This window comes from Streptomyces actuosus (assembly GCF_016921115.1).
GTDB lineage: Bacteria > Actinomycetota > Actinomycetes > Streptomycetales > Streptomycetaceae > Streptomyces > Streptomyces actuosus_A.
Map to the genome: position 1 here is coordinate 38,822 of NZ_JAFFZS010000038.1, position 18,142 is coordinate 56,963.

The window sequence follows — 18,142 nt, forward strand, 5'->3', positions numbered from 1 at the left end:
TACGAGCCGCGCGACCGGAGCGATCAGGGACATGCATCCGTCCCGCGCGGGCAGCGGCAGCAGCCCGGGCAGCTGTGTTCCAACACACCCTGGACCTCGTTGACAGTTGCTCAACACGGGTCGTAGAAAGTTATTGAGCATTACTCAACAACGTGCCCTTCCCATGCCCCGGGGCACCGAGGAGATCAGCGATGAACACCATGCGCGCCGCGCGCTTCGACCCGGCCACCCGTCGGCTCACCGTCCAGGACGTGCCGACACCCTCCCCCGCCCCGGGACAGGCCCTGGTGAAGGTGGCCGCCTGCGGCATCTGCCACTCCGACCTGAGCCTGCTGAACGGCGTCTTCCGTACCGAGCTGCCCAGGATCACTCCCGGTCACGAGGGTGCGGGCACCGTCGTGCGGTTGGGCGGCCCCACTCCGGGCTGGGAGGTGGGAGACCGTGTCGTGCTGCACGCCGGACGGGCTTGTGGGACCTGCGCCGCCTGCATCTCCGGAGCGGCGCTCGACGACTGCGAACGCATCGAGATCATGGCGTTCGACTTCGACGGCGCCTGGGCGGAGTACGTGCTGGTGCCGGTCGCCTCGATGGTCCGGGTGCCGGACACCATCCCGCTGGAGCGGGCGGCGGTGCTGGCCGACGCCGTGTCCACCCCCTATGCCGCGGTCGTCGACACCGCGGCCGTACGCCCCGCCGAGACCGTCGGCGTCTGGGGTCTCGGCGGCATCGGCACGCACGCCGTGCAGACCGCCCGGATGGTCGGCGCCGCCCCCGTGATCGCGCTGGACCCGCTCCCCGAGGCCCGGCAGCGCGCTCTGGAGCTGGGAGCCGACCACGCGGTCGACCCGACCGCCGTCGACGCCCTGGATCAGATCGCGCGGCTCACCGGCGGACGCGGTCTCGACGTGGCGATCGACGCCGTCGGCCGGGGGGTCAGCATCACCCAGGCAGGCCGTGCGCTCGGCCACCGCGGCCGCCTCGTCATGGTCGGCATGTCCCAGGACCGGATCGAACTGGGCCCGATCACTCCCTTCGCGCGCGGCAAACGCACCGCCATCGGTCACCTCGGCTACCGCAAAGAGCACATCGAGCAGCTCGTCGACTTGGTCTCCCTGGGCCGCATGGACATCAGCCGCTCGGTCAGTGCCCAGTTGCCGCTGGAGAACATCACGGAGGGCGTGCGGCGCCTGGAGCAGCACGAGGGCAACCCGATCCGCATCGTCATCCGACCCGACTCCACCGCTTGACCGCGGGCCACCGCTGCGGCGGTGCCACACCCCACTCACACCCACGCCACCGCATCCGCCAGAACGGTCTCCCTCCCCATGACCTTCCGAGGCCAGTCAGCACCGACACGCTCGGCTCCGCGCTCCCCCTCAACCGCCCCGCGTACGGCTACGGCCGACCCGCATGGACACAGACCGACATGCTCGCCTTCCGGTTCGTCACCGACAGGCGCACGGCCGCCGCCGTGCTCCCTGAGCACCTGGAGCCGGACGACCACCCGCGCGCGGCGCTGGTCTTCTGCAACTACGGGTATCAGCAGCGCCGGCCCGTACCGGGAGGCCACCCAGCAGATCGACGTGAGCCTGGACGGCCGCCGGGTCAACCGGATCCGGCACATCCACGCAACCAACGCCAACGCCCTCGTCGGCAGGCGAGAGCTGATCGGCAACCCTAAGTTGCCTGCCGCGATCGAGTTCGACCGCTCACGGGAGACCGCGAGCGGACCCTTCCAGGCCCCGCTGGAGCGCCCGGCCGGTGCCGCCGGCGTACGGGGTCTTCCAGCCGCAGGTCGTCGACGGCCCGGTCGAGGGCGTGCGCGAGACATGACTCGGGCAGCGCCGCATGCCCTGCCTGATGGGCGGTCCGGCTGCGCTGGACGAGTTCGTCCGCACCGAGGTCGAGGTCCGCGCCGAGGAGATGTGGCGCGGCACCGGTGCTCCGGCCTTCACCGGACACTCCGAGGTCGATCCCCTGCACCGGATCCCGGTCGTCGAGCCGGTCGAGACCGTTCTCGGCATCGACATGACGCTCACCCCGTTGAGCATGGAGCCCGTTTCCGTCCACTGCGAGAAACGACCACACGCGAGCCGCAACCACACCGTGGTGCCGCAAGCGGCGCCACCAGGGAGATCTCATGACCCACACCTACGGGGCCACGCCCCGCCACAGCGCTGACCAGGTCGACCGTGCGATGCGCGCCATGGAGGACCACACCGGCACCGTGCCGGGCCACCGTCGGGCGCATCCGCGCGGCATCGGTTTCCGCGGCACGTTCACCGCCACCCCCGAGGCCGCTGCGCTCACCATCGCCGAGCACTTCCAGGGCAGGGCCGTCGACACGGTCGTACGACTGTCGAACGCGACGGGCAGCCCGTACGCCCCGGACCGCGCCGCCGGCAGCCGCGGCGCCGTCCTCGGCCTCGCGGTCCGCTTTGCGCTGCCGTCCGGATCACACGCAACCTGGGGCGCGCCCAACATCTCCGCGTTCCCGGCGGGCACGGCCGAGGAGTTCATCGGCATCACGACGGCCCAACGCCGCGGCAGGCGCGGGCTACCCAACCCCGGTCGGCTGTTGGGGTACGTGGCGGGTCACCGACACGCCATTCCTGGGCTGAAGGCCATCGCCGGCCTGCCCGCCACCGAGAGCTTTGCGACCACGCCGTTCTACGGGCTCCACGCCTACCACCTCGTCGACGCGGAAGGGCGGCGGCGGGCGTTCCGCTACCGCTGGGTCCCGGAAGCCGGTGAGGCGACGATCCGATCCGAGGACGATCGGCTGCTGCCGCCGCAGTACCTCATCAGCGAAATCAAGCAGCGCGTCGAACGGGCGCCGGCCGTCTGGCGGCTGGTCTTCCAGATGGCGGCCCCCGGAGACCCGACCGACGACGTGACCCGCCAGTGGCCGGACGATCGCGAAACGGTGACAGCGGGCCGCCTCGTCGTCGACCGACTGCACGAGGACCAAGAACACGTCGAGGGGCTCGTCTTCGACCCCACCAACGTCCCACCGGGCATAGAACCGTCCAACGACCCCGTCCTGCACTTCCGTTCCCAGGTGTACGCGGAGTCCCACCGCCGCCGCAGCCAGGAGGACAAGCCGCGCCTCAAGCCGGAGTGACCGGCAGCCGGGCGACGCACGGCACGGACGGGAGCGTCAGAGCAACGGCGGATCTGCTGGTCGGGGAGGGGCACCACATGTGAGACGACGCGCTTTCCGCAGGTGGGCATGGTCACCGTGGGGGCGAGCAGGTGTTGTCGCCGGCGACGGTGTCCAGCCGGGGGCGATGACGGCCGACGGGCCCGTGGATCCGCATCGTCCTGAGCACCGGGATGAACTGCGGGCTGTCCGTGGCCTGGCCCGGGGGCTGGACGAACGTCGGTGGCGGCACTCCGGGGCAGCGGCCGGGTGCACCTCGCTGGTCGGCCCGCGCCTTGAGCGTCCCAGGAGGGCGGTCTTCAGGCGGAGTCCCGCCGCCGGAATGCGTCGCCGTTCTTCCCCCTCGAGATCATCCCCCCGGTATCCGGCCCGATTCGCAACCAGATCGGCGCGCGGGCGCCGCGAACGACCAGGAGCCCTGCCACGTCACAGCCCCCACCAGCCCACCGTCATCAGCCTCGAACCTCAGGATGAGAAGGATTCAGCGGCGATGAACCGATTCACGATCTCGGCGAGTTCGGAGCCTCGGTCCTCCTGCAGGAAGTGTCCGCCGTCCTTGATCGTGATGTGCTGCTGTCCCCGGGCACCGGGGACCCGCTCCCGGAAGATCCGGTCGAGACCTCCGGTGATCGGGTCCTGGTCGCTGAAGGCACACAGGAAAGGCTTGTCGAAGCGCTGCAGGGCCTGCCAGGCCTCACGGTTCGGCCCGCTGGCGGGATCGTCGGGCGAGATGGGAACGAGCATCGGGAACCGGCGCGCGCCCGCCTTGAAGGAATCGTCGGGAAACGGTGCGTCGTAGGCCGCTGTCACCGCGGGGGACAGGTCGCTGCGGCAGCCGGAGTTCACGATGTCCCCCACACGGAGATCGGGTGTGTTCTGACTGAATTCACGCCATTTGAGGAATGCCTTCGACGGCTCGCCGTCTCCTGCGGGCAGGAAGGTGTTGGCCACGACGACTCGGGCGAAACGGTCGGGGTGCTCCGCCACCAGGCGGAGGCCGATGAGCCCGCCCCAGTCCTGGCACACGAGGGTGATGTCACGCAGATCGAGGCGGTAGAAGAGAGCCTCGCGCATCCAGTCCACGTGGCGTTGGTAGGTGTAGTCGGAGCGGGCAGCCGGCTTGTCGGAGCGGCCGAAGCCGATGAGGTCGGGAGCGACGCACCGATGGCCCGCCTGGCCGAGCGCCGGGATCATGTGCCGGTAGAGGTACGACCAGGACGGCTGACCGTGCAGCAGCAGCACTGTCTCTCCCGAACTGCCGTCACCTTCGTCCACGTAATGCACACGCAGCGTCCTGCCGCTGCCGTCCCCGGCCGCCACATCCACGTAGGCGGGTGCGAAGGGGTAGCCGGGCAGGTCGTTGAACCGTTCATCGGGCGTACGCATGATCTGCATGGTCCGGGTGCCTCCTGTGCACTCTGGGTACGGCGACACTGCGTCGAGCGGCCGACCGGCCACGGGGTGTCGCGACCGGTCGGGCATCGCGGCAGCGCCTCGCCGTGCCGACCGTCGTTGTCGTCCGCTTCACTCCGGCAAGGCGCGGACACCTGCACCGTCGCGTCCCAGGAAAGGAGCCCACAACTCGGAACGACCGTTTCAAGATACAGGGAGTGCCGGTCGCGCGCCAGACCGCACCTGACCGACCACATCAAGCGGTTCGGCGAGTACGCGACCCGCGAGCTCGACATCACCCCCGACGCCTACGGCGCCCGCCTGGACGTCGACTTCAGCGTGATCGGCGACAACGACAAGGCGGCAGCAGCGTGACGGACAAGCCGAGGTTCAGGACAGGCTCACAGAACCTCCGCCGTCTTGAAGTGGCCGGCCAGCAAGGCGGCGTGACATCGTTTCGGAGTGCTCGTGCTCGTCGTGGGCGGCAGTCTGGGTGTAGATCGTCTGGAGGTGGTGGTTTTGCCGATGAGTTCACCGTCCTCGAACGGTCCATCCAGCGACACGACCGTTCTCCACAGGAGTGCCATGTCCACCATCCAGCCAGTGATCATTACTGCCGACCTTGACGTTCTGCTCGGCTTCTATACGAAGTTGTTCGGCGCTGAGGAGATCTTCCGGGTACCGGCGGAAGGCCCGGCCTTCTACCTCGGCTTGCGCGTCGGTGACACCGACCTCGGGCTGGTGTCCAAGGCGAACCCGGGGACCGGGGCGGCACCGCGGATCCTGCTCAGTATCGGTGTCAACGACGTCGACGAGACGCTCGCCCGGGTGACGGCGCTGGGCGGCTCGGTCCGTAGCCGCCCCAACGACATGCCGTGGGGACAGCGTGTCGCCCACATCCAGGACCCGGACGGCAACCCGGTGAACCTCACCCAGCCGATCCCCGGCCCGGTGTCGTAGTTCCGGGGCATGGGCTGATCGTGGGCTACCTGCGGTAGAGATCAAGCGCCTGTAGCGGCGAGGCGCGAGCGGGGGCAGTACGGGGCTTGGTGAGGATCCGCCAGTTCTTCAGATGGGCAAAGCCGCGTTCAACCGGGACACGCTTGCCGGCCCGGTGCCGGGACGCGTCGCTCCGGCCGGGCCGACAGATCAACACCCCGACCAGCCACTTCAAGATGGCGGAGCTTCACGGCACCAGCCGCCTCCCGGCGCGCATCTCGGCGGCGCGGAATGCGTCGGCGAGGCACACGTCAGTCCTCGCCGACCGGGCAGGGCTGTCGTCCAGCACGGTCGCGAAGCTCGGCGCGGCCGGCGAGTGGTCAACCCGTCAGTCGTCGAAGCGGTGACGGGACGCCTCGATGTGACCGAGGTACCGGTGGGTCCAGTCGCACAGTCCGCCGATCGTCACTCGCAGGGCCTGGCCCGGCTCGGTGAGGGTGTACTCGACCCGCGGCGGCACGACCGGGTGCACCGTCCGCTCGACCAGGCCGTTGCGCTCCAGCATGCGCAGGTTCTGGGTGAGCATCTTGTGGCTGATGCCCTCGATCTCGTCCCGCAGCTCACCGAAGCGCAGGGTGCCCTCCCCCAGCGTTTCGATGATCAGGAGGGCCCACTTGTTGGCGACGTCCGAGAAGACCTCCCGAGCCAGAGAGTCGGCGCGCCTCACGTCCGCTTCGTCGGGCGAGCCGCTGAGCTGTTTGGTCACCATGAGGTTCCCCAGTCACTGAAAAGTGCGTTCTTCCATGTCAGCGACCACTCTCCTACGGTTTCGAAGTATCTACAAGAGAGCAAGCGCGTCGCGAAGCGCCCTCATGACAAGGAGGCAGCAGCATGCCCATCACCCTGATGAACCCCAGCGGACTGCCAAAGATCGACGCCTACCAGCAGGTCTCGATCGCGACCGGCTCGAGGCTGCTCTTCATCGCAGGCCAGGTCGCCTGGGATGCCGACGGTGTCACGATCGGCGAAGGTGACCTCGCCGCCCAGGTCGAGCAGTGCTACCTCAACATCGGCACCGCCCTGGCCGAGGTCGGCGCCTCCCTCGACGACGTGGCGAAACTGACCGTCTACGTCGTGGACTGGACACCTGACAAGATGCCCCTGCTCATGGAAGGGATCACCCGGGCGGTCACGAAACTGGGCGTCACCCCGGCACCCCCTGCCACCCTACTGGGCGTTGCGGCGCTGGACGTACCCGAGCACCTGGTCGAGATCGAAGCCACCGCAATCATCGACTGAACAGGTTCTCCCGGGAATGTCGCCGCCTCGCGCTCACCCCTCGTCGCGGTGACATCGTGGGTTGTCGCAACGAGGGTGGCCCTGGACCACGATTGCGATCCGGGGCCACCTCCGCGCCCGCACAGCAACAGCCCGCCGCCCTGCAGGGCTCAGCGCTTGGCCACGAACACGTGCGCGGCAATCCGCACGGGGAGTTCAGCGGCCTCCCGGCCGCTGCCGACCATCACGCCACCGGGCAGCGACGTCACCCTCACGACCTCGCCGGGCCGCTCCCCGGCGTGCCGAAGGCCCTACATCGGCCGGCCGTCGGTCTGGATCGGCTCCGCGATGCGCCGTCGACCGCGCTCGCGCCGTCCGGCCCGGGCTCAAAAAAAGCCGTCGCCCGCCTCCAGCGCACCCACGTGGGCGTAGTTCGCCACCGCTTGCTGGAGTTCGGCGATCACGAGACCACCGTCAGCACGATCTTGCCTTGGAGGTGGCCCTGCGCGGCTCGCGTGTGTGCGCTGCCCGACTCGGGCAGGGGGTAGGTGCTGTCCACCCCGACCTGGAGCTTGCCCTCGTCGAACAGTCGCCCGATCTCGGCGAGTTGGGGGCCGTTGGAACGCACCTGAATGTTCGAGACCGTGATGCCCAGACTCGCCGTCTCCTCCGAGTCGTACTGGGCGAAGAACACCGGAAGCATGGTGCCGCCGCGCTTGAGCACGGCCAGGAAGCGTGAGCTGTCCGGGCCACCGACGGTGTCGATCACCAGGTCGACACCGCTGACCACGTCCGTGGCCCGCGTCCTGGTGTAGTCGATGAACTCATCGGCGCCGAGCTTGCGCAGGAACTGCTCGTGCCGGCCCGAGGCCACCGCGACGACGTGTGCCCCCTTCCATTTCGCCAGCTGCACCGCGAAGTGGCCCACCCCACCGGCGGCCCCGTTGACCAGCACGGTCATGCCTGGCGTGATCGGCACCGGCCGGTGCACCTGGCCGGTGAAAGGTGACGGCACGTCGTGGCCGAGATCAACCAGGTACTGCCATGCCGTCAGCACGGCCATGGGTGCCCCAGCCGCCCGCACGTGGTCGATACCGGCCGGCTTGTGAGCCAGGTCCGAAGCCGGCGCGGCCACGTACTCGGCGTACGTCCGGCCGTCGAATCCGGGGAACCGCAGCATGCCGAAAACCTCGTCACCGACGGCGAACCCCAGCACGTCCGGAGCGACCTCCTGGACCACACCCGACATGTCCGTTCCTGGGATCAGGGGGAACTCCAGCGCCGGCCTCATCTCGGCCGGCATGACCTTCATCCCCTCACGCAGGTACCAGTCCGGCGGGTTGACACCCGCCGCGTGCACCCGGACGAGCACCTCGCCCGGGCCGACCTCGGGAACCGGCACCTCGTCATACCGCAAAACCTCCGGCCCGCCCGCTTCGTGGAACTGGATCGCCTTCATCGCGCCTGTCGCTTTCTCGGGGAAACGTTGCTCCTTCAGTCAATGCCCAGGACGGCACGGCCGTCCAAGACCGGTTGGGCAACCTGATCATTCCGAAACGGCATGACGCATACCCTGGAAGGGTGAACGATCTCGGACAGGACCTGGAACTGCGACTGGTGCGCTACTTCACCGTGGTGGCGGCGCACCAGCACTTCGGCCGGGCCGCCGCCGAATTGCACGTGGCCCAGCCGGCGCTGAGCCGCCAGATCCAACGGCTCGAAAGACATCTCGGCGCACGGCTGCTGGACCGCGTACCCCAGGGCGCCCGGCTCACCCCGGCCGGCCAGAGGTTCCTCCCCCGGGCCCAAGCCCTGCTGCACGCCGCCCGCCAGGCCGAGCTGGCCGTGCGTGAACAAGCCGGGACCGAACGCATCGCCATCGGCTACGTCGAAGACCTGGTGATCACTGCCGCCGTACAAGAACTGCGCCACCGATACCCGGACGCCGAGATCGCCACCCGGTACCTGAGCTGCCGCGACGTCGGAGCGCTGTCCGACAGGCACGTCGACGCCCTGATCGCGCGGGCGCCCCTGCCGATCGCCGCCGCCGACGTGTCCACCACCTTGCTCTACGAAGAGCCCCGGATGCTCGCGGTCCCGCGCGGCCATCCCTTGGCCGACCGCGCGTCGGTGACCGCGGAAGAACTGGCCGGCGAGGAAGCGGCACCGTGCGCGTTCGCGACCACGGACTGGACCTCCTACCGGATCCTCGGGGCCGGCGTGCCGCCGCCCGAGAGCTACGAGGACAAGCTCGAACTCGTCGCGAGCGGCAGGGCGATCGCCGTGCTACCGGTCGGCGATCGCCGTAGCTCACTGCGTCCCAACCTCGTCACCGTCCCGATCCAGGGCGCTCCCCCCAGCCAGGTCGTCCTGGTCAGTCGCAAGGGCGACCCGAATCCGATGATCAGGAATCTCCGGCTGGCAGCCCAGGCCGCCCTCACCGCCCCGGCAACCTGACCGGAACCAACCGACCCACTCGGCACTGCCCGGCATCGTGGCGCAGCGCCCTCGCCTCTGTGGCCTTCGTGTGATCGCGATTCTGTGACGGAACGTCGCCTGATCACGCGAGGACCGTCCGTCTGCCAGGCGAATCCCCAGGTGAATGTCCACGTGCGACGCGATGTTCGATGCCGGACCTCGGCCCACAGGCTAGGGCTGCCCCGTGCGGCGGCGCAGAGTCCGGAAGGCGACCAGGGCGAACAGCGCCGCCACCGTGACCACGAGGGTGCTCTCGGCGAGCTGGTAGGGCCAGTAGTCGCCCGGCTGGAGGGAGTTGAGCACGTAGGAGTCTGTCGGCAGCAGGTCGTAGAACTGGAGACCGAGCACGCCGCCGCCGTGCATGCCGTGGACTTCGGAGTAGGCCGGGAAGTCGAGCAGCAGAGCGGCGCGCGAGCGCACCAGCACAGCGGCCACCAGCCAGGTCAGGGCGGGCGCGGCGACGAATGACGGCCACGTGCGGCGCAGGGCGGTGCCGGTCAGCGCGCCGGCCGCGACGCCGAGCAGCAGGTAGGCCACGGTGACCGGGCCGACGGTGAAGTACACGGTCTGCCGGTCGACGCCGTAGGTGAGCAGGTCGAGGTCGAATGCGTGCACGACGGTGAACCGGTACAGCATCACCAGGGGCAGCAGAAGTGCGGTGAAGAGCACCGCCAGGCCTGTCCAGCGAGCGGCGAACCATCGCCGTGCGGAGACCGTCTGCGCGAGGGTGAGAGCGAACCGACGTGTCCCCCACTCCCCGCCGGTCAGCAGGCCGGTGATCGCCGCGGCGCACAGGGCCGGCAGGAACGCGATGCGCTTCCCGTCGGCGAGCAGAGTCGCGGTTGTGTTGTGCGCGTCGTGCGGGTAACGCCCGAAGTGGTAGGCATGGTTGCCGACATGGTCACGCAGGGCTGCGGCGTCCGCCCATTGCTGGTAGTGGTGGACCAGCAGGGCGCCGAAGACCAGGGTGGCCAGGAAGAGGACGAGGGCGAGGGGTATCAGTTGCCGCACGACGATCCGTGCGAGCGGCCGGTGTTCACCGGTCGAGTGGCACGTCGGCGAGGTCGTGGTGTCGGAGGTAGCGCTCATGAGGCGGGTTCCTTGGCGTACGGCACGGGGGAGAGGACGAGGTCGCAGACTCCCGGAGCGGCGAGGCCGGCGAGGACCAGTTCCTCCAGGGACGGGCTGCGGACCTCCCAGCCGTCGGGCAGAGGAGCGGTGGCGCGGATCAGGGCACTGGTGCCGCGTCCGGCGGGGCGGGATTCGAGGACCGTGTGGCCGGCGAGCCGTTGGGCACCGCCGGAGAAGGTGACCACGGCGTGCTGGGCGAGGAGTTCCTCGATGTCGCCGCACAGGCGCGGGCGACCCTGGTCGAGCACCAGCAGGTGATCGCAGACGTCGGACAGCTCGGAGATGATGTGCGAGGACATGATCACGGTGCTGCCGGTGTCGGCGACATGGGCCATGAGCAGGCCCATCACCTCCTGACGGGAACGCACGTCCAGATCCGCCATCGGCTCGTCCAGAAGCAACAGGTCGGCGCGCTTGCCGAGGGCGAGGGCCAAGGCGACCCGGGTGCGCTGACCGCCGGACAGGTCCCCTATCCGCTCGCGCCGGTGGAATCTCGGCAGGTCGGCTGCTCGCTCGGCCAGTGCCGCATCCCAGTTGCCCTGGTTGGCCCGGGCGCCGTAGCGGAGCGTCTCCGCCACCGTGAGCCGGGGGAAGAGCGGGCGGTCCTGGGCGAGGTAGGCGACCCGCGGATGACCTGTCCTGACCGGTTCCCCGAACACCTCGACCGCCCCGGCGGTGGGCCGCTCCATACCGGCCGCCATCTCCAGCAGCGTGGACTTCCCGGCGCCGTTGGCCCCGACCAGGGCGCAGACCACGCCTGAGGGGATGCTGAAGGTGCAGTCGTCGAGGACGGCCCGGCCCCTGCGCCGGTATCTCTTGGTGACGCTCCGGGCGGCTAGGGCCACATCAGAGCTGCTGGTGCTGGGTGGCATCGGTTTCCTTCGGTGAGTAGAGATCTGCGAGTACGGCGGTGAACAGCGCCGCCAAGTCCTCGCGTTCGAGTCCGGCGGAGCGGGCGCGTGCGGCCACCTCCGCGAGTTCGGCTCGCCAGGGCGAGTCCGCGGAGGAGCTGCCGAGCGTGCCCACCACGAATGTCCCGTGCCTGCGTCGGGTCTCGACCAGGCCCTGGTGCTCGAGCTCGCGGTACGCCTTGAGCACGGTGTTGGGATTGAGCGCCGTCGCCTCCACCACCGCTCGCGCGGTGGGCAGGCGGTCGCCCGGCCCCAGCAGACCGAGGCGAAGGGCCTGCTGGACCTGATGGACGATCTGGAGGTAACTGGCAACCCCGCTCCGCCGGTCGATCCGGAAGGAGAACACCACTACCGACCCCCATTGCATCAATGAACTAGTGGAATGATGCATTGACGCCGCGGTCACGTCAACTGCCTGCCTTTCTGCCAAAGTGGTGTGAGGCAGGCATGCCGTACGCATCATTGACGCGAAGGCGGCGCTCGCCGCGCCGGCGGGGCGGCCGAAGGCGACCCGCGGGACAAGGAGATCGCCCGGCTGCAGGCCCAGGTCGCCCGGCTCGCACAGATTTGCGCAGCGACCAGCTTCACAACGCAGCTCGGGCACTCGGCCGGGCGGGGGGGGCCGCTGCCGGAACGGGGCGAGCGTGGCGCGCACGAGGTCGGCAGCGCCCCGGTCTGGATCGAACTGCGCGATCACGGCCAGGTGCTGGTGTAGCTGGAAGATGGGCATGTGTTCGCGCCGGCCGCGGTCGAGCCCGGTCAACTCGGCGTACAGGCCGAAGAACCCGTGCGCCTCGGGCGGCGACGCCGTCGTCCACAGGTGGGCCAGGTCGACCTCGGCCCTCGTGTACGACACAGCCGGGTCGATCAGCGCGGGCCGCCCGTCGAGGCGGCAGGGCACCGTGACCGTGCGGGGCCCGGCTTCGGCCGCCGCCCGAGCGCCCGTATCGCTTCCGGGACCTCAGACGGAGATCGGGGGCGGCTGGGTCCCTGGGGAGCAGCGGACCTCTGAGTCCCTACGCCGGCAGACCGAGTCGGTCGTCCAGCCAGTCGAAGACGCGCTGTTCGAACAGAGCGCGGCCCATCGGTTCGCAGTGCAGGTGGGCTCCTTCGGCCTCGGTGAATCGGACCAGGTGTTTCGGACCGGGCAGGGCGTCGTACAACTGCTGCGAGGCGCCCGGCCAGAACTGTTCGCCCTCCGGGTCGGTGATCAGCAGCGGGCTGGTGATCCGGTCGGTGACGGGCGTGAGGTCGTACCGGGACATCTCGGTGAGCAGGTCGAAGGGGGAGTCGATGCCGTACGGCTTGGTACGCCAGCGCCAGGTCGCGGCGATCGCCGGATTCTGGGCGAGAGCTTCCCGGATCACGTGGTCGAAGGTCTCCCGATCGCCCGACTCCCACAAGCTGTGCAGGTCGGCGCCTATGTTGTGCCACCAGCTGTCCGCCACGCGCATCACACCGGGGTCGGCGACCGCGGCGGCGATCCGGTGCTCGAAGGCGAGCGCGCGCGGGACCCAGTAGCCGGCCTGGCTGATGCCGGCCAGGACGATCCGCTCGGGGTCGACCTCGGGGCGGGAGAGGAGGAAGTCCACCACCGGTGTGATGACGTTCTCCCAGTCGGGCCGGAAGGTCGTTCCCCTCTCGAAGAGCATGGATTGCTGGCCGGGCCCGTCGAAGAGCAGTACGCGGTAGCCGCGAGCGACGGCGGGTGCGCCGAGCAGTGTCCAGGCCGTGCTGATCGGGCCGTCGCTGCCGTTGTTGGCGATCAGCACCGGCTGTGGGCCGGACGCGGTGGGTGGGCCGACCAGGTATCCGGGCAGGTTCGTGTCCTCGTACGGCACGCGAACCGCTTCGGCGGGCGGGGTCCAGGCCCGCATGAAGTGGTCGAAGCATGCTCGGTGTTCGGGGAACACCTCGTCCAGCCGTTTGGCGGGGTCGGCGACCGCGTCGACGCCCACCAGGGCGGCACCGAGATATCCGGCGGCGCGCAGCCAGGCGTCCCGAGCGCTGGCCGTGTGTCCCCGTGCCGCGCTGCGGTCGGCCTGTTCGCGGACGTTGCGTGCCAGGTCCACCCAGGCGCTGAACCATGCCTCCCCGTCGCCGTCCGACACGGTGGAGGCGGTCGCCAGAACCTCGCCGACGTCGGCGCCCTGCCGCCAGGCCGAGCCCAGGGCCAGACGGATCTCGTAGTCGAACTGCTGGTTGTCGTTGAAGTGGTAGGCCATAGCGGCTCCCGGGTTCGTCCTGACGCACCCCCTCTCGCAGGTCCGGACCCTGCTTCTCACCCTAGGAGCCTTTCGGGCAAGGTGCACCACGGGCCGCGTGCGGCCCGTGGTGCGTGAGGGTGTGGCCCGGTGTGGTCCTCGAACCCGGCTCGGACGCCCTCGGGGGTTGCGGTGGTCCGGCACCGCCGGCCCGGGTTCCATGGCACTGGCGGCGCCGGCCGGTCCGTCCCGTGCGGCGCGTGCTGCCGGAGCGGTCCCGCGGGGGTGCCGGGGACGCGGGTCCGAGCGGAGCGAGAGCCCCTTGCGGGCTTCGCGGACGCGGGGGGGCCGGCGCGGGTCCGGCGGCGCGCTCGGCCTCTCGCATCCGCCGGCCCGGAACGGGCTCGGCGGCCGGTCGGACGACGCCGTACCGTTGCGGGCCGGCTCAGCAGGTGGGTACTCCGGGCAGCCACTCCGGGCCCTTGATGTAGATGTTGGTCATCCACGAACCGTCGGTGAGCCGGGACCAGGCGTCGTTGGTGTAGCCGTCGGCGGTGACCTTCTGGGCGTGGGCCTGGCAGACCACGTTGACGGTGGTGGGCTGCGGAAAGTAGTCCACCACGGGGGCGTTCACGTCGGCCTCGGAGTGGGTGCGGACTGCGGTGCCCCAGGTCTGGAAGGCCTTGCTGCCACCGCTCGGCGGCGGGGTGGAGCTGCCGCCGCAGTCCGGGATGCCGGGCAGCGACGCTGGGCCCTTGATGTAGATGTTCGTCAGCCAGGAGCCGTTGGACAGCCGGGACCAGATGTCGTTGGTGTAGCCCTCGGCGGTGACCGTCTCGGCGTGCTTCTGGCACATGACCGACACCTGGGTGGGGCCGGGGAAGGTGTCCACGACGGACGCGTTGACGCTGGGCGAGGAGTGGGTGCGCACCCGGGTGCCCCAGGTCTCGAAGGTGGTGCCGCCGTTGGCCGGCGGGGGCGGCACCGTGCCGGAGCCGTCGATGCGGACGGCGCCCGCGTAGTCGCCGCCGGTACGGACCGGGGCCACCCGGATGTGGGTGCCCGACTCGTAGGCCTCCACCATCTGTCCGGCGCCGATGTAGAGGGCGACGTGGTGGATGTGGCCCCTGCCCCAGAACATCAGGTCGCCGGGGAGGAGGGGCGCCGAGCCCTGTGCGGCGGAGAACCTGGCCGCCGCGTGCGAGGTGTGGAACTGGTCGTCGGAGGTGCCGTTGAGCAGGTCGCGGCCGGTCGCCCGGGCGTAGGCGTAGCGGGTCAGGCCGGAGCAGTCGAAGCCTCTGCGCTCGTTGTCGTGGAGGCTGTCGGGGTCGGAGCCGTCGTAGTAGCCGTAGGTCGGGCCCGGGGTGGCGCCGTGGCCGCCGCCCCAGCTGTACCAGACGCCGATCTGGCCGCACGCGGCCCGGACGGCGGCCTCGGCGGTGCCCGACGCGCCCGGGGCGAGGACGCGGCAGGCGGCCTGCGTGGACGCGGGGGCGGCCGACGCGGCGTGCGCCGTCACGGGCAGAGCGGCGGAGAGGGCGAGCCCGGCGACAGCGGCCAGCGAGCGGCCGACGACGTGGCGCGTCCTGATGGTGGTGTTCACGGTGCACATCCTCCGTTGACGGTGTGTCATCCCGGGGACCGCAACGGGCGTGCGGCGATGTGCCCCACTTCGAGTGACGTACATCACATCGACTGGGGGGCTGGGCGCTCATATCCGCTCCGCCCTTCCGCCGTCTCCCGGATGCCCCCGCCATGCACGGCGCCGTCCGGTCGCGCCCCTCCAGCGGGCGGCTCCCTGCCCGACGACCGAGGGATGCGACATGATTTCTTCCGGGCCGCCGACGACCGCCCCGACCCGCCCCCACTCCGCCCTGCGCGGCCGGTTGGCCGCCTGCGCACCCGCCGCGGCGCCGGCCGGCTTCCTGCTCGCCGCCCCCACCGCCGCCGCGACACCTGTCACCCCTTCGACCCCTTCGGCCCCTTCGGCCCCTTCGGCCCCTTCGGCCCCTTCGGCCCTGTCCGCCCCGTCCGCCCCGTCCGTCCGCCCCGTCTGCCCCGTCCGCCCCGTCTGCCCCGTCCGCCCCGTCCGCCCCGTCCGCCCCGTCCGCCCCGTCCTCCGACGAGGTGTACGTCTGGGCGACGGGTGTGAATCTGCGGCCGTGCCCGCGGGTGGCTGAGGCCTGCCGGCCCACCGCCGTGCGCCTGGGGCGCGAGTGCGTCGCCGCCTGTTGCCAGGCCCTCGGCGACCGCGTCGTCGACGGGCCCTACGAGAACGCCTACTGGGTCGAGATCGCCGCGCACGGCCAGGTCGGCTGGATCAGCGCCGTGTATGTGCGCGGCGGCGCCGACAACCAGCCCGTTCCCGGTGTCCCGGGTCCCGCCAGTTGCGTCTGACCCGTCCCGTCCCGTCCACCACGTCAGGAGACCGCCGTGCCCCGCTTTCCGTCGCTCCGTCGCTCCGTCGCCGCGTCTGCCGGCATCGCCGTCGCCGCCTTCTCCCTCTCCGCCGCCCTGCCCGTGACGGCGCACGCCGCCCAGGCCGGCCGGTACTACCACACCTGGGCCACCGACGTGGCCGTCCGGGTCAGCGAGGTCGATCCGGACGCCTGCGGACGCCACCCGTCCGTCGCCGACTGCCCCGACGTGCGCGAACGACTGCAGCCGGGTACGCAGTTCTACGTCTACTGCCAGGGCCCCGGGCAGACCGTGGGCGGGAACCCGTACTGGCTGATGATCAACGGCAGTACGACCACGGGGTGGATGGCCAGTTACTACGTCGCCTACCCGGACGATCGACTGCCCGACGTCCCGGACTGCCCCGGCACGAGCGGCGTGAGCGGGGCCGGCGCACCGGTCGCCGCGAGGAGCGGGCGCGCGCTCGGGCCGTACAGTGTCACGGCGTACGAGACGGTCAACATCCGCAGCGCACCCAAGACTTCGTCCCGTGCCTTCGACAAGATCCGGGCCGGGGAGACGCGCACGGACGCTCTCTGCTGGACACACGGCGAGACTGTCCGGGACCACGGCTATACCAACGACGTATGGATCGGCTTCACCGAGGGATGGGCCAGCGCGGTCTACCTGAAGGGGAACGAGTACGCGGGGCTGCCGGCCGACGCGACGTGTTGAGACGGCGTACGGAGCAGGGGGGCGGGGCCGAGTGCCCCGCCCCCCGTTCCTGCTCCTACGCCCGGTCGCGGGGCCGGGTGTCGGCCAGCGCGGCCCGCATCTTGGCCAGGCCGCGCATCCGGTTGCGCTGCACGGTCCCCCGGTGTGCGCCCAACCGCTCCCCCGCCGCGTCGTGGCTGAGCCCCTCCAGGTCCACCAGGATCACCGCGGCGGCCTCCTTCGGCGACAGCAGGGCGAGCAGTGCCAGCGCCGCGCAACGGGCCTCGCAGCGCTCGACTCCGCCGTCCCAGCCGGGTTCGGGCAGCCGGTCGGTGGCCGACTCCCGGCGGGACGGCCGCTGCCATGAGTCCCGCAGCAGGTTGAGCGCGGTCGCCGAGACGTAGGCGTACGGATGCTGCTGGGAGGCGAGGGTGCGTCCCCTGGCCCGGCGGGAGAGCCGCACATAGGTGTCCTGGAGCAGGTCGTCCGCGTCGTGCGGATTTCCGGTCAGGGTCAGCAAGCGCCGGCGCAGCCGGGGCATGACCTCGGTGAAGACGGCATCGAACTCGTCCGAGTTCATGCCGTCGAGCGGTCGGTCGACGACGGTGTCGCAGGGCTCGGTGATGCTCATCGGAGTTCCCCCATGTGCCCGCGGTGCCGCTGGTCGGGTGGACGCGGGCTGGTGCTGTGTCCGGCTGGGGCCCGGGTGCGCCGGCCGGTCGTGACGACGTACTCGGTACGGGCGGAGCCGTAACGGAACGGTGCGAGAGAGACCGATCCGGTGTGGTGAGGATCGGTGTGGGTGGCTCGGGTCAGGCCGGTGGGGCGGAGTTCTCCGTCCCGTCCGGCAGTTCCACGGGGCCGTAGCGGGCGGCCCGCTGCCCGGACAGCAGGGCCCAGTACCGGTCCCCGTAGGACCAGTGCCACCACTCCGTGGGGTAGTTGACGAATCCGGCGGACGTCAGCGCCCTCCGCATGACCTCACGGTGGGCACGGGCGGTGGCGTCGATGTTCGGCGCGTTCGTGCGGCACGCGTTGTCGCTCTCCTCCGGGGTGGCGTTGACCTCGGTTCCCAGGGGCAGTTCGGTGCCGTCCTCGGCGCACAGGGTCAGGTCGATCGCGCCGCCGCTGACGTGCGGGGCGACCTCGGGCGGCGAGATGTAGGCGCTGGCCAGTTCGCGGATCCGGGCCAGGGAGGCCTCGGGGTGCGCGGCCCGCAGGGCCGCCGAGTACGCCTCGAAGTGCTCGCGTTGGAGCCCGGGCGGCCGGTAGGCCTCGACCACCAGGAACCGCGTCCCCGAGGGGAGCGCACGCTGTGCCCGGAGAAGCCTGTCGAGGACGCCGGACCGGGTCCGGGCATAGGCGCCGAAGCCGTCGGCCTTACGGCCGTCGAGCAGCAGCTGAGGTGTGTCCCGGATGTCGACGAGCGGTTCGGCGCAGTCGTCCAGCGGGACGGCCGCCACGCGCGGGTCGGAGAGAACGATGATGTCGGTCACGTACCGATGGTTCCTGGCGCCTCTGCAAAACCTCTGCAG

At 70.6% G+C, this 18,142-nt stretch carries 19 protein-coding genes and 2 pseudogenes; 10 read left to right on the forward strand and 11 right to left on the reverse strand.

Annotated features, from left to right (window positions below; translation table 11 throughout):
- The first annotated feature begins 191 nt into the window (after positions 1-191).
- The 4 genes and pseudogenes from JS756_RS30640 (at position 192) to JS756_RS30650 (ending at position 3,124) form a co-directional block, all read left to right on the forward strand.
- Positions 192-1,247 (forward strand): zinc-binding dehydrogenase, encoded by a 1,056-nt coding sequence (locus JS756_RS30640; RefSeq protein ID WP_205386514.1) that lies wholly within the window; start codon positions 192-194, stop codon positions 1,245-1,247.
- Positions 1,248-1,325: 78 nt separating this feature from the next.
- Positions 1,326-1,718, forward strand: a pseudogene (locus tag JS756_RS38125) (acetoacetate decarboxylase family protein); the annotation flags it as partial.
- Positions 1,719-1,860: 142 nt separating this feature from the next.
- Positions 1,861-2,181 (forward strand): acetoacetate decarboxylase family protein, encoded by a 321-nt coding sequence (locus JS756_RS37160; RefSeq protein ID WP_240204607.1) that lies wholly within the window; start codon positions 1,861-1,863, stop codon positions 2,179-2,181.
- On the forward strand, positions 2,141-3,124 hold the full coding sequence (locus JS756_RS30650) for a catalase family peroxidase (protein ID WP_205386516.1): 984 nt from the start codon (positions 2,141-2,143) through the stop codon (positions 3,122-3,124). Before JS756_RS37160 ends, JS756_RS30650 begins: the two co-directional genes overlap by 41 nt.
- Before the next feature lie 504 nt (positions 3,125-3,628).
- Here JS756_RS30650 and JS756_RS30655 read toward each other — a convergent pair.
- Positions 3,629-4,549 carry a haloalkane dehalogenase gene (locus tag JS756_RS30655; RefSeq protein ID WP_240204608.1) on the reverse strand — a complete coding sequence of 307 codons (921 nt, stop codon included), beginning with the start codon at positions 4,547-4,549 and terminating at the stop codon, positions 3,629-3,631.
- 126 nt (positions 4,550-4,675) lie between these two features.
- Between JS756_RS30655 and JS756_RS30660 the strand changes: the two genes are divergently transcribed.
- Positions 4,676-4,930, forward strand: coding sequence for a hypothetical protein (locus tag JS756_RS30660; protein ID WP_205386518.1), 255 nt, complete (start codon positions 4,676-4,678; stop codon positions 4,928-4,930).
- 210 nt (positions 4,931-5,140) lie between these two features.
- On the forward strand, positions 5,141-5,515 hold the full coding sequence (locus tag JS756_RS30665; protein WP_205386519.1) for a VOC family protein: 375 nt from the start codon (positions 5,141-5,143) through the stop codon (positions 5,513-5,515).
- A gap of 367 nt (positions 5,516-5,882) precedes the next feature.
- On the opposite strand, the gene JS756_RS30670 is transcribed toward JS756_RS30665, so the two are convergent.
- The gene (locus JS756_RS30670) at positions 5,883-6,263 is read right to left on the reverse strand and encodes a winged helix-turn-helix transcriptional regulator (RefSeq protein ID WP_205386520.1); all 381 of its coding nucleotides are present in this window, start codon (positions 6,261-6,263) and stop codon (positions 5,883-5,885) included.
- Between the two features lie 122 nt (positions 6,264-6,385).
- Here JS756_RS30670 and JS756_RS30675 point away from each other — a divergent pair, with 122 nt between their 5' ends.
- Positions 6,386-6,793, forward strand: a complete 408-nt coding sequence (locus JS756_RS30675; RefSeq protein ID WP_205386521.1) for a RidA family protein — start codon at positions 6,386-6,388, stop codon at positions 6,791-6,793.
- Positions 6,794-6,942: 149 nt separating this feature from the next.
- On the opposite strand, the pseudogene JS756_RS37170 reads toward JS756_RS30675, so the two are convergent.
- Together JS756_RS37170 and JS756_RS30680 are read right to left on the reverse strand one after the other, a co-directional pair.
- Positions 6,943-7,169 (reverse strand): annotated as a pseudogene (locus JS756_RS37170) (dihydrofolate reductase); the annotation flags it as partial.
- A gap of 63 nt (positions 7,170-7,232) precedes the next feature.
- Positions 7,233-8,231, reverse strand: a complete 999-nt coding sequence (locus JS756_RS30680; protein WP_205386522.1) for an NADP-dependent oxidoreductase — start codon at positions 8,229-8,231, stop codon at positions 7,233-7,235.
- Between the two features lie 122 nt (positions 8,232-8,353).
- On the opposite strand from JS756_RS30680, the gene JS756_RS30685 reads away from it, so the two are divergent.
- Entirely contained in the window at positions 8,354-9,229 is an 876-nt protein-coding gene (locus tag JS756_RS30685) for a LysR family transcriptional regulator (protein ID WP_205386524.1), read from the forward strand.
- A gap of 192 nt (positions 9,230-9,421) precedes the next feature.
- Here the strand turns inward: JS756_RS30685 and JS756_RS30690 are convergent, their stop codons facing one another.
- The 5 genes from JS756_RS30690 to JS756_RS30715 all read right to left on the reverse strand — a co-directional run bounded on the left by JS756_RS30690 (position 9,422) and on the right by JS756_RS30715 (position 15,108).
- Positions 9,422-10,339: an ABC-2 membrane transporter-related protein gene (locus JS756_RS30690; RefSeq protein WP_205386525.1), complete on the reverse strand. Its 918-nt coding sequence runs from the start codon at positions 10,337-10,339 to the stop codon at positions 9,422-9,424.
- Positions 10,336-11,253, reverse strand: a complete 918-nt coding sequence (locus tag JS756_RS30695; protein WP_205386526.1) for an ABC transporter ATP-binding protein — start codon at positions 11,251-11,253, stop codon at positions 10,336-10,338. Before JS756_RS30695 ends, JS756_RS30690 begins: the two co-directional genes overlap by 4 nt.
- Positions 11,228-11,659, reverse strand: coding sequence for a GntR family transcriptional regulator (locus JS756_RS30700; protein ID WP_205386546.1), 432 nt, complete (start codon positions 11,657-11,659; stop codon positions 11,228-11,230). The genes JS756_RS30695 and JS756_RS30700 overlap by 26 nt, the downstream gene beginning before the upstream one ends.
- 649 nt (positions 11,660-12,308) lie before the next feature.
- A complete protein-coding gene (locus JS756_RS30710) occupies positions 12,309-13,517 on the reverse strand; it encodes an alpha/beta hydrolase family protein (protein WP_205386527.1) in 1,209 nt (402 codons plus the stop codon).
- Between the two features lie 424 nt (positions 13,518-13,941).
- A complete protein-coding gene (locus JS756_RS30715) occupies positions 13,942-15,108 on the reverse strand; it encodes a C40 family peptidase (protein WP_205386531.1) in 1,167 nt (388 codons plus the stop codon).
- Between the two features lie 560 nt (positions 15,109-15,668).
- Here JS756_RS30715 and JS756_RS30720 point away from each other — a divergent pair.
- Positions 15,669-15,893 (forward strand): hypothetical protein, encoded by a 225-nt coding sequence (locus JS756_RS30720; RefSeq protein WP_205386532.1) that lies wholly within the window; start codon positions 15,669-15,671, stop codon positions 15,891-15,893.
- Positions 15,894-15,929: 36 nt separating this feature from the next.
- A complete protein-coding gene (locus tag JS756_RS30725; RefSeq protein ID WP_205386533.1) occupies positions 15,930-16,628 on the forward strand; it encodes a hypothetical protein in 699 nt (232 codons plus the stop codon).
- A gap of 55 nt (positions 16,629-16,683) precedes the next feature.
- Here the strand turns inward: JS756_RS30725 and JS756_RS30730 are convergent, their stop codons facing one another.
- Positions 16,684-17,238: an RNA polymerase sigma factor gene (locus JS756_RS30730; RefSeq protein ID WP_205386534.1), complete on the reverse strand. Its 555-nt coding sequence runs from the start codon at positions 17,236-17,238 to the stop codon at positions 16,684-16,686.
- A 181-nt stretch (positions 17,239-17,419) separates the two neighbouring features.
- Positions 17,420-18,103: a M15 family metallopeptidase gene (locus JS756_RS30735; RefSeq protein ID WP_205386535.1), complete on the reverse strand. Its 684-nt coding sequence runs from the start codon at positions 18,101-18,103 to the stop codon at positions 17,420-17,422.
- Between the last annotated feature and the right edge of the window lie 39 nt (positions 18,104-18,142).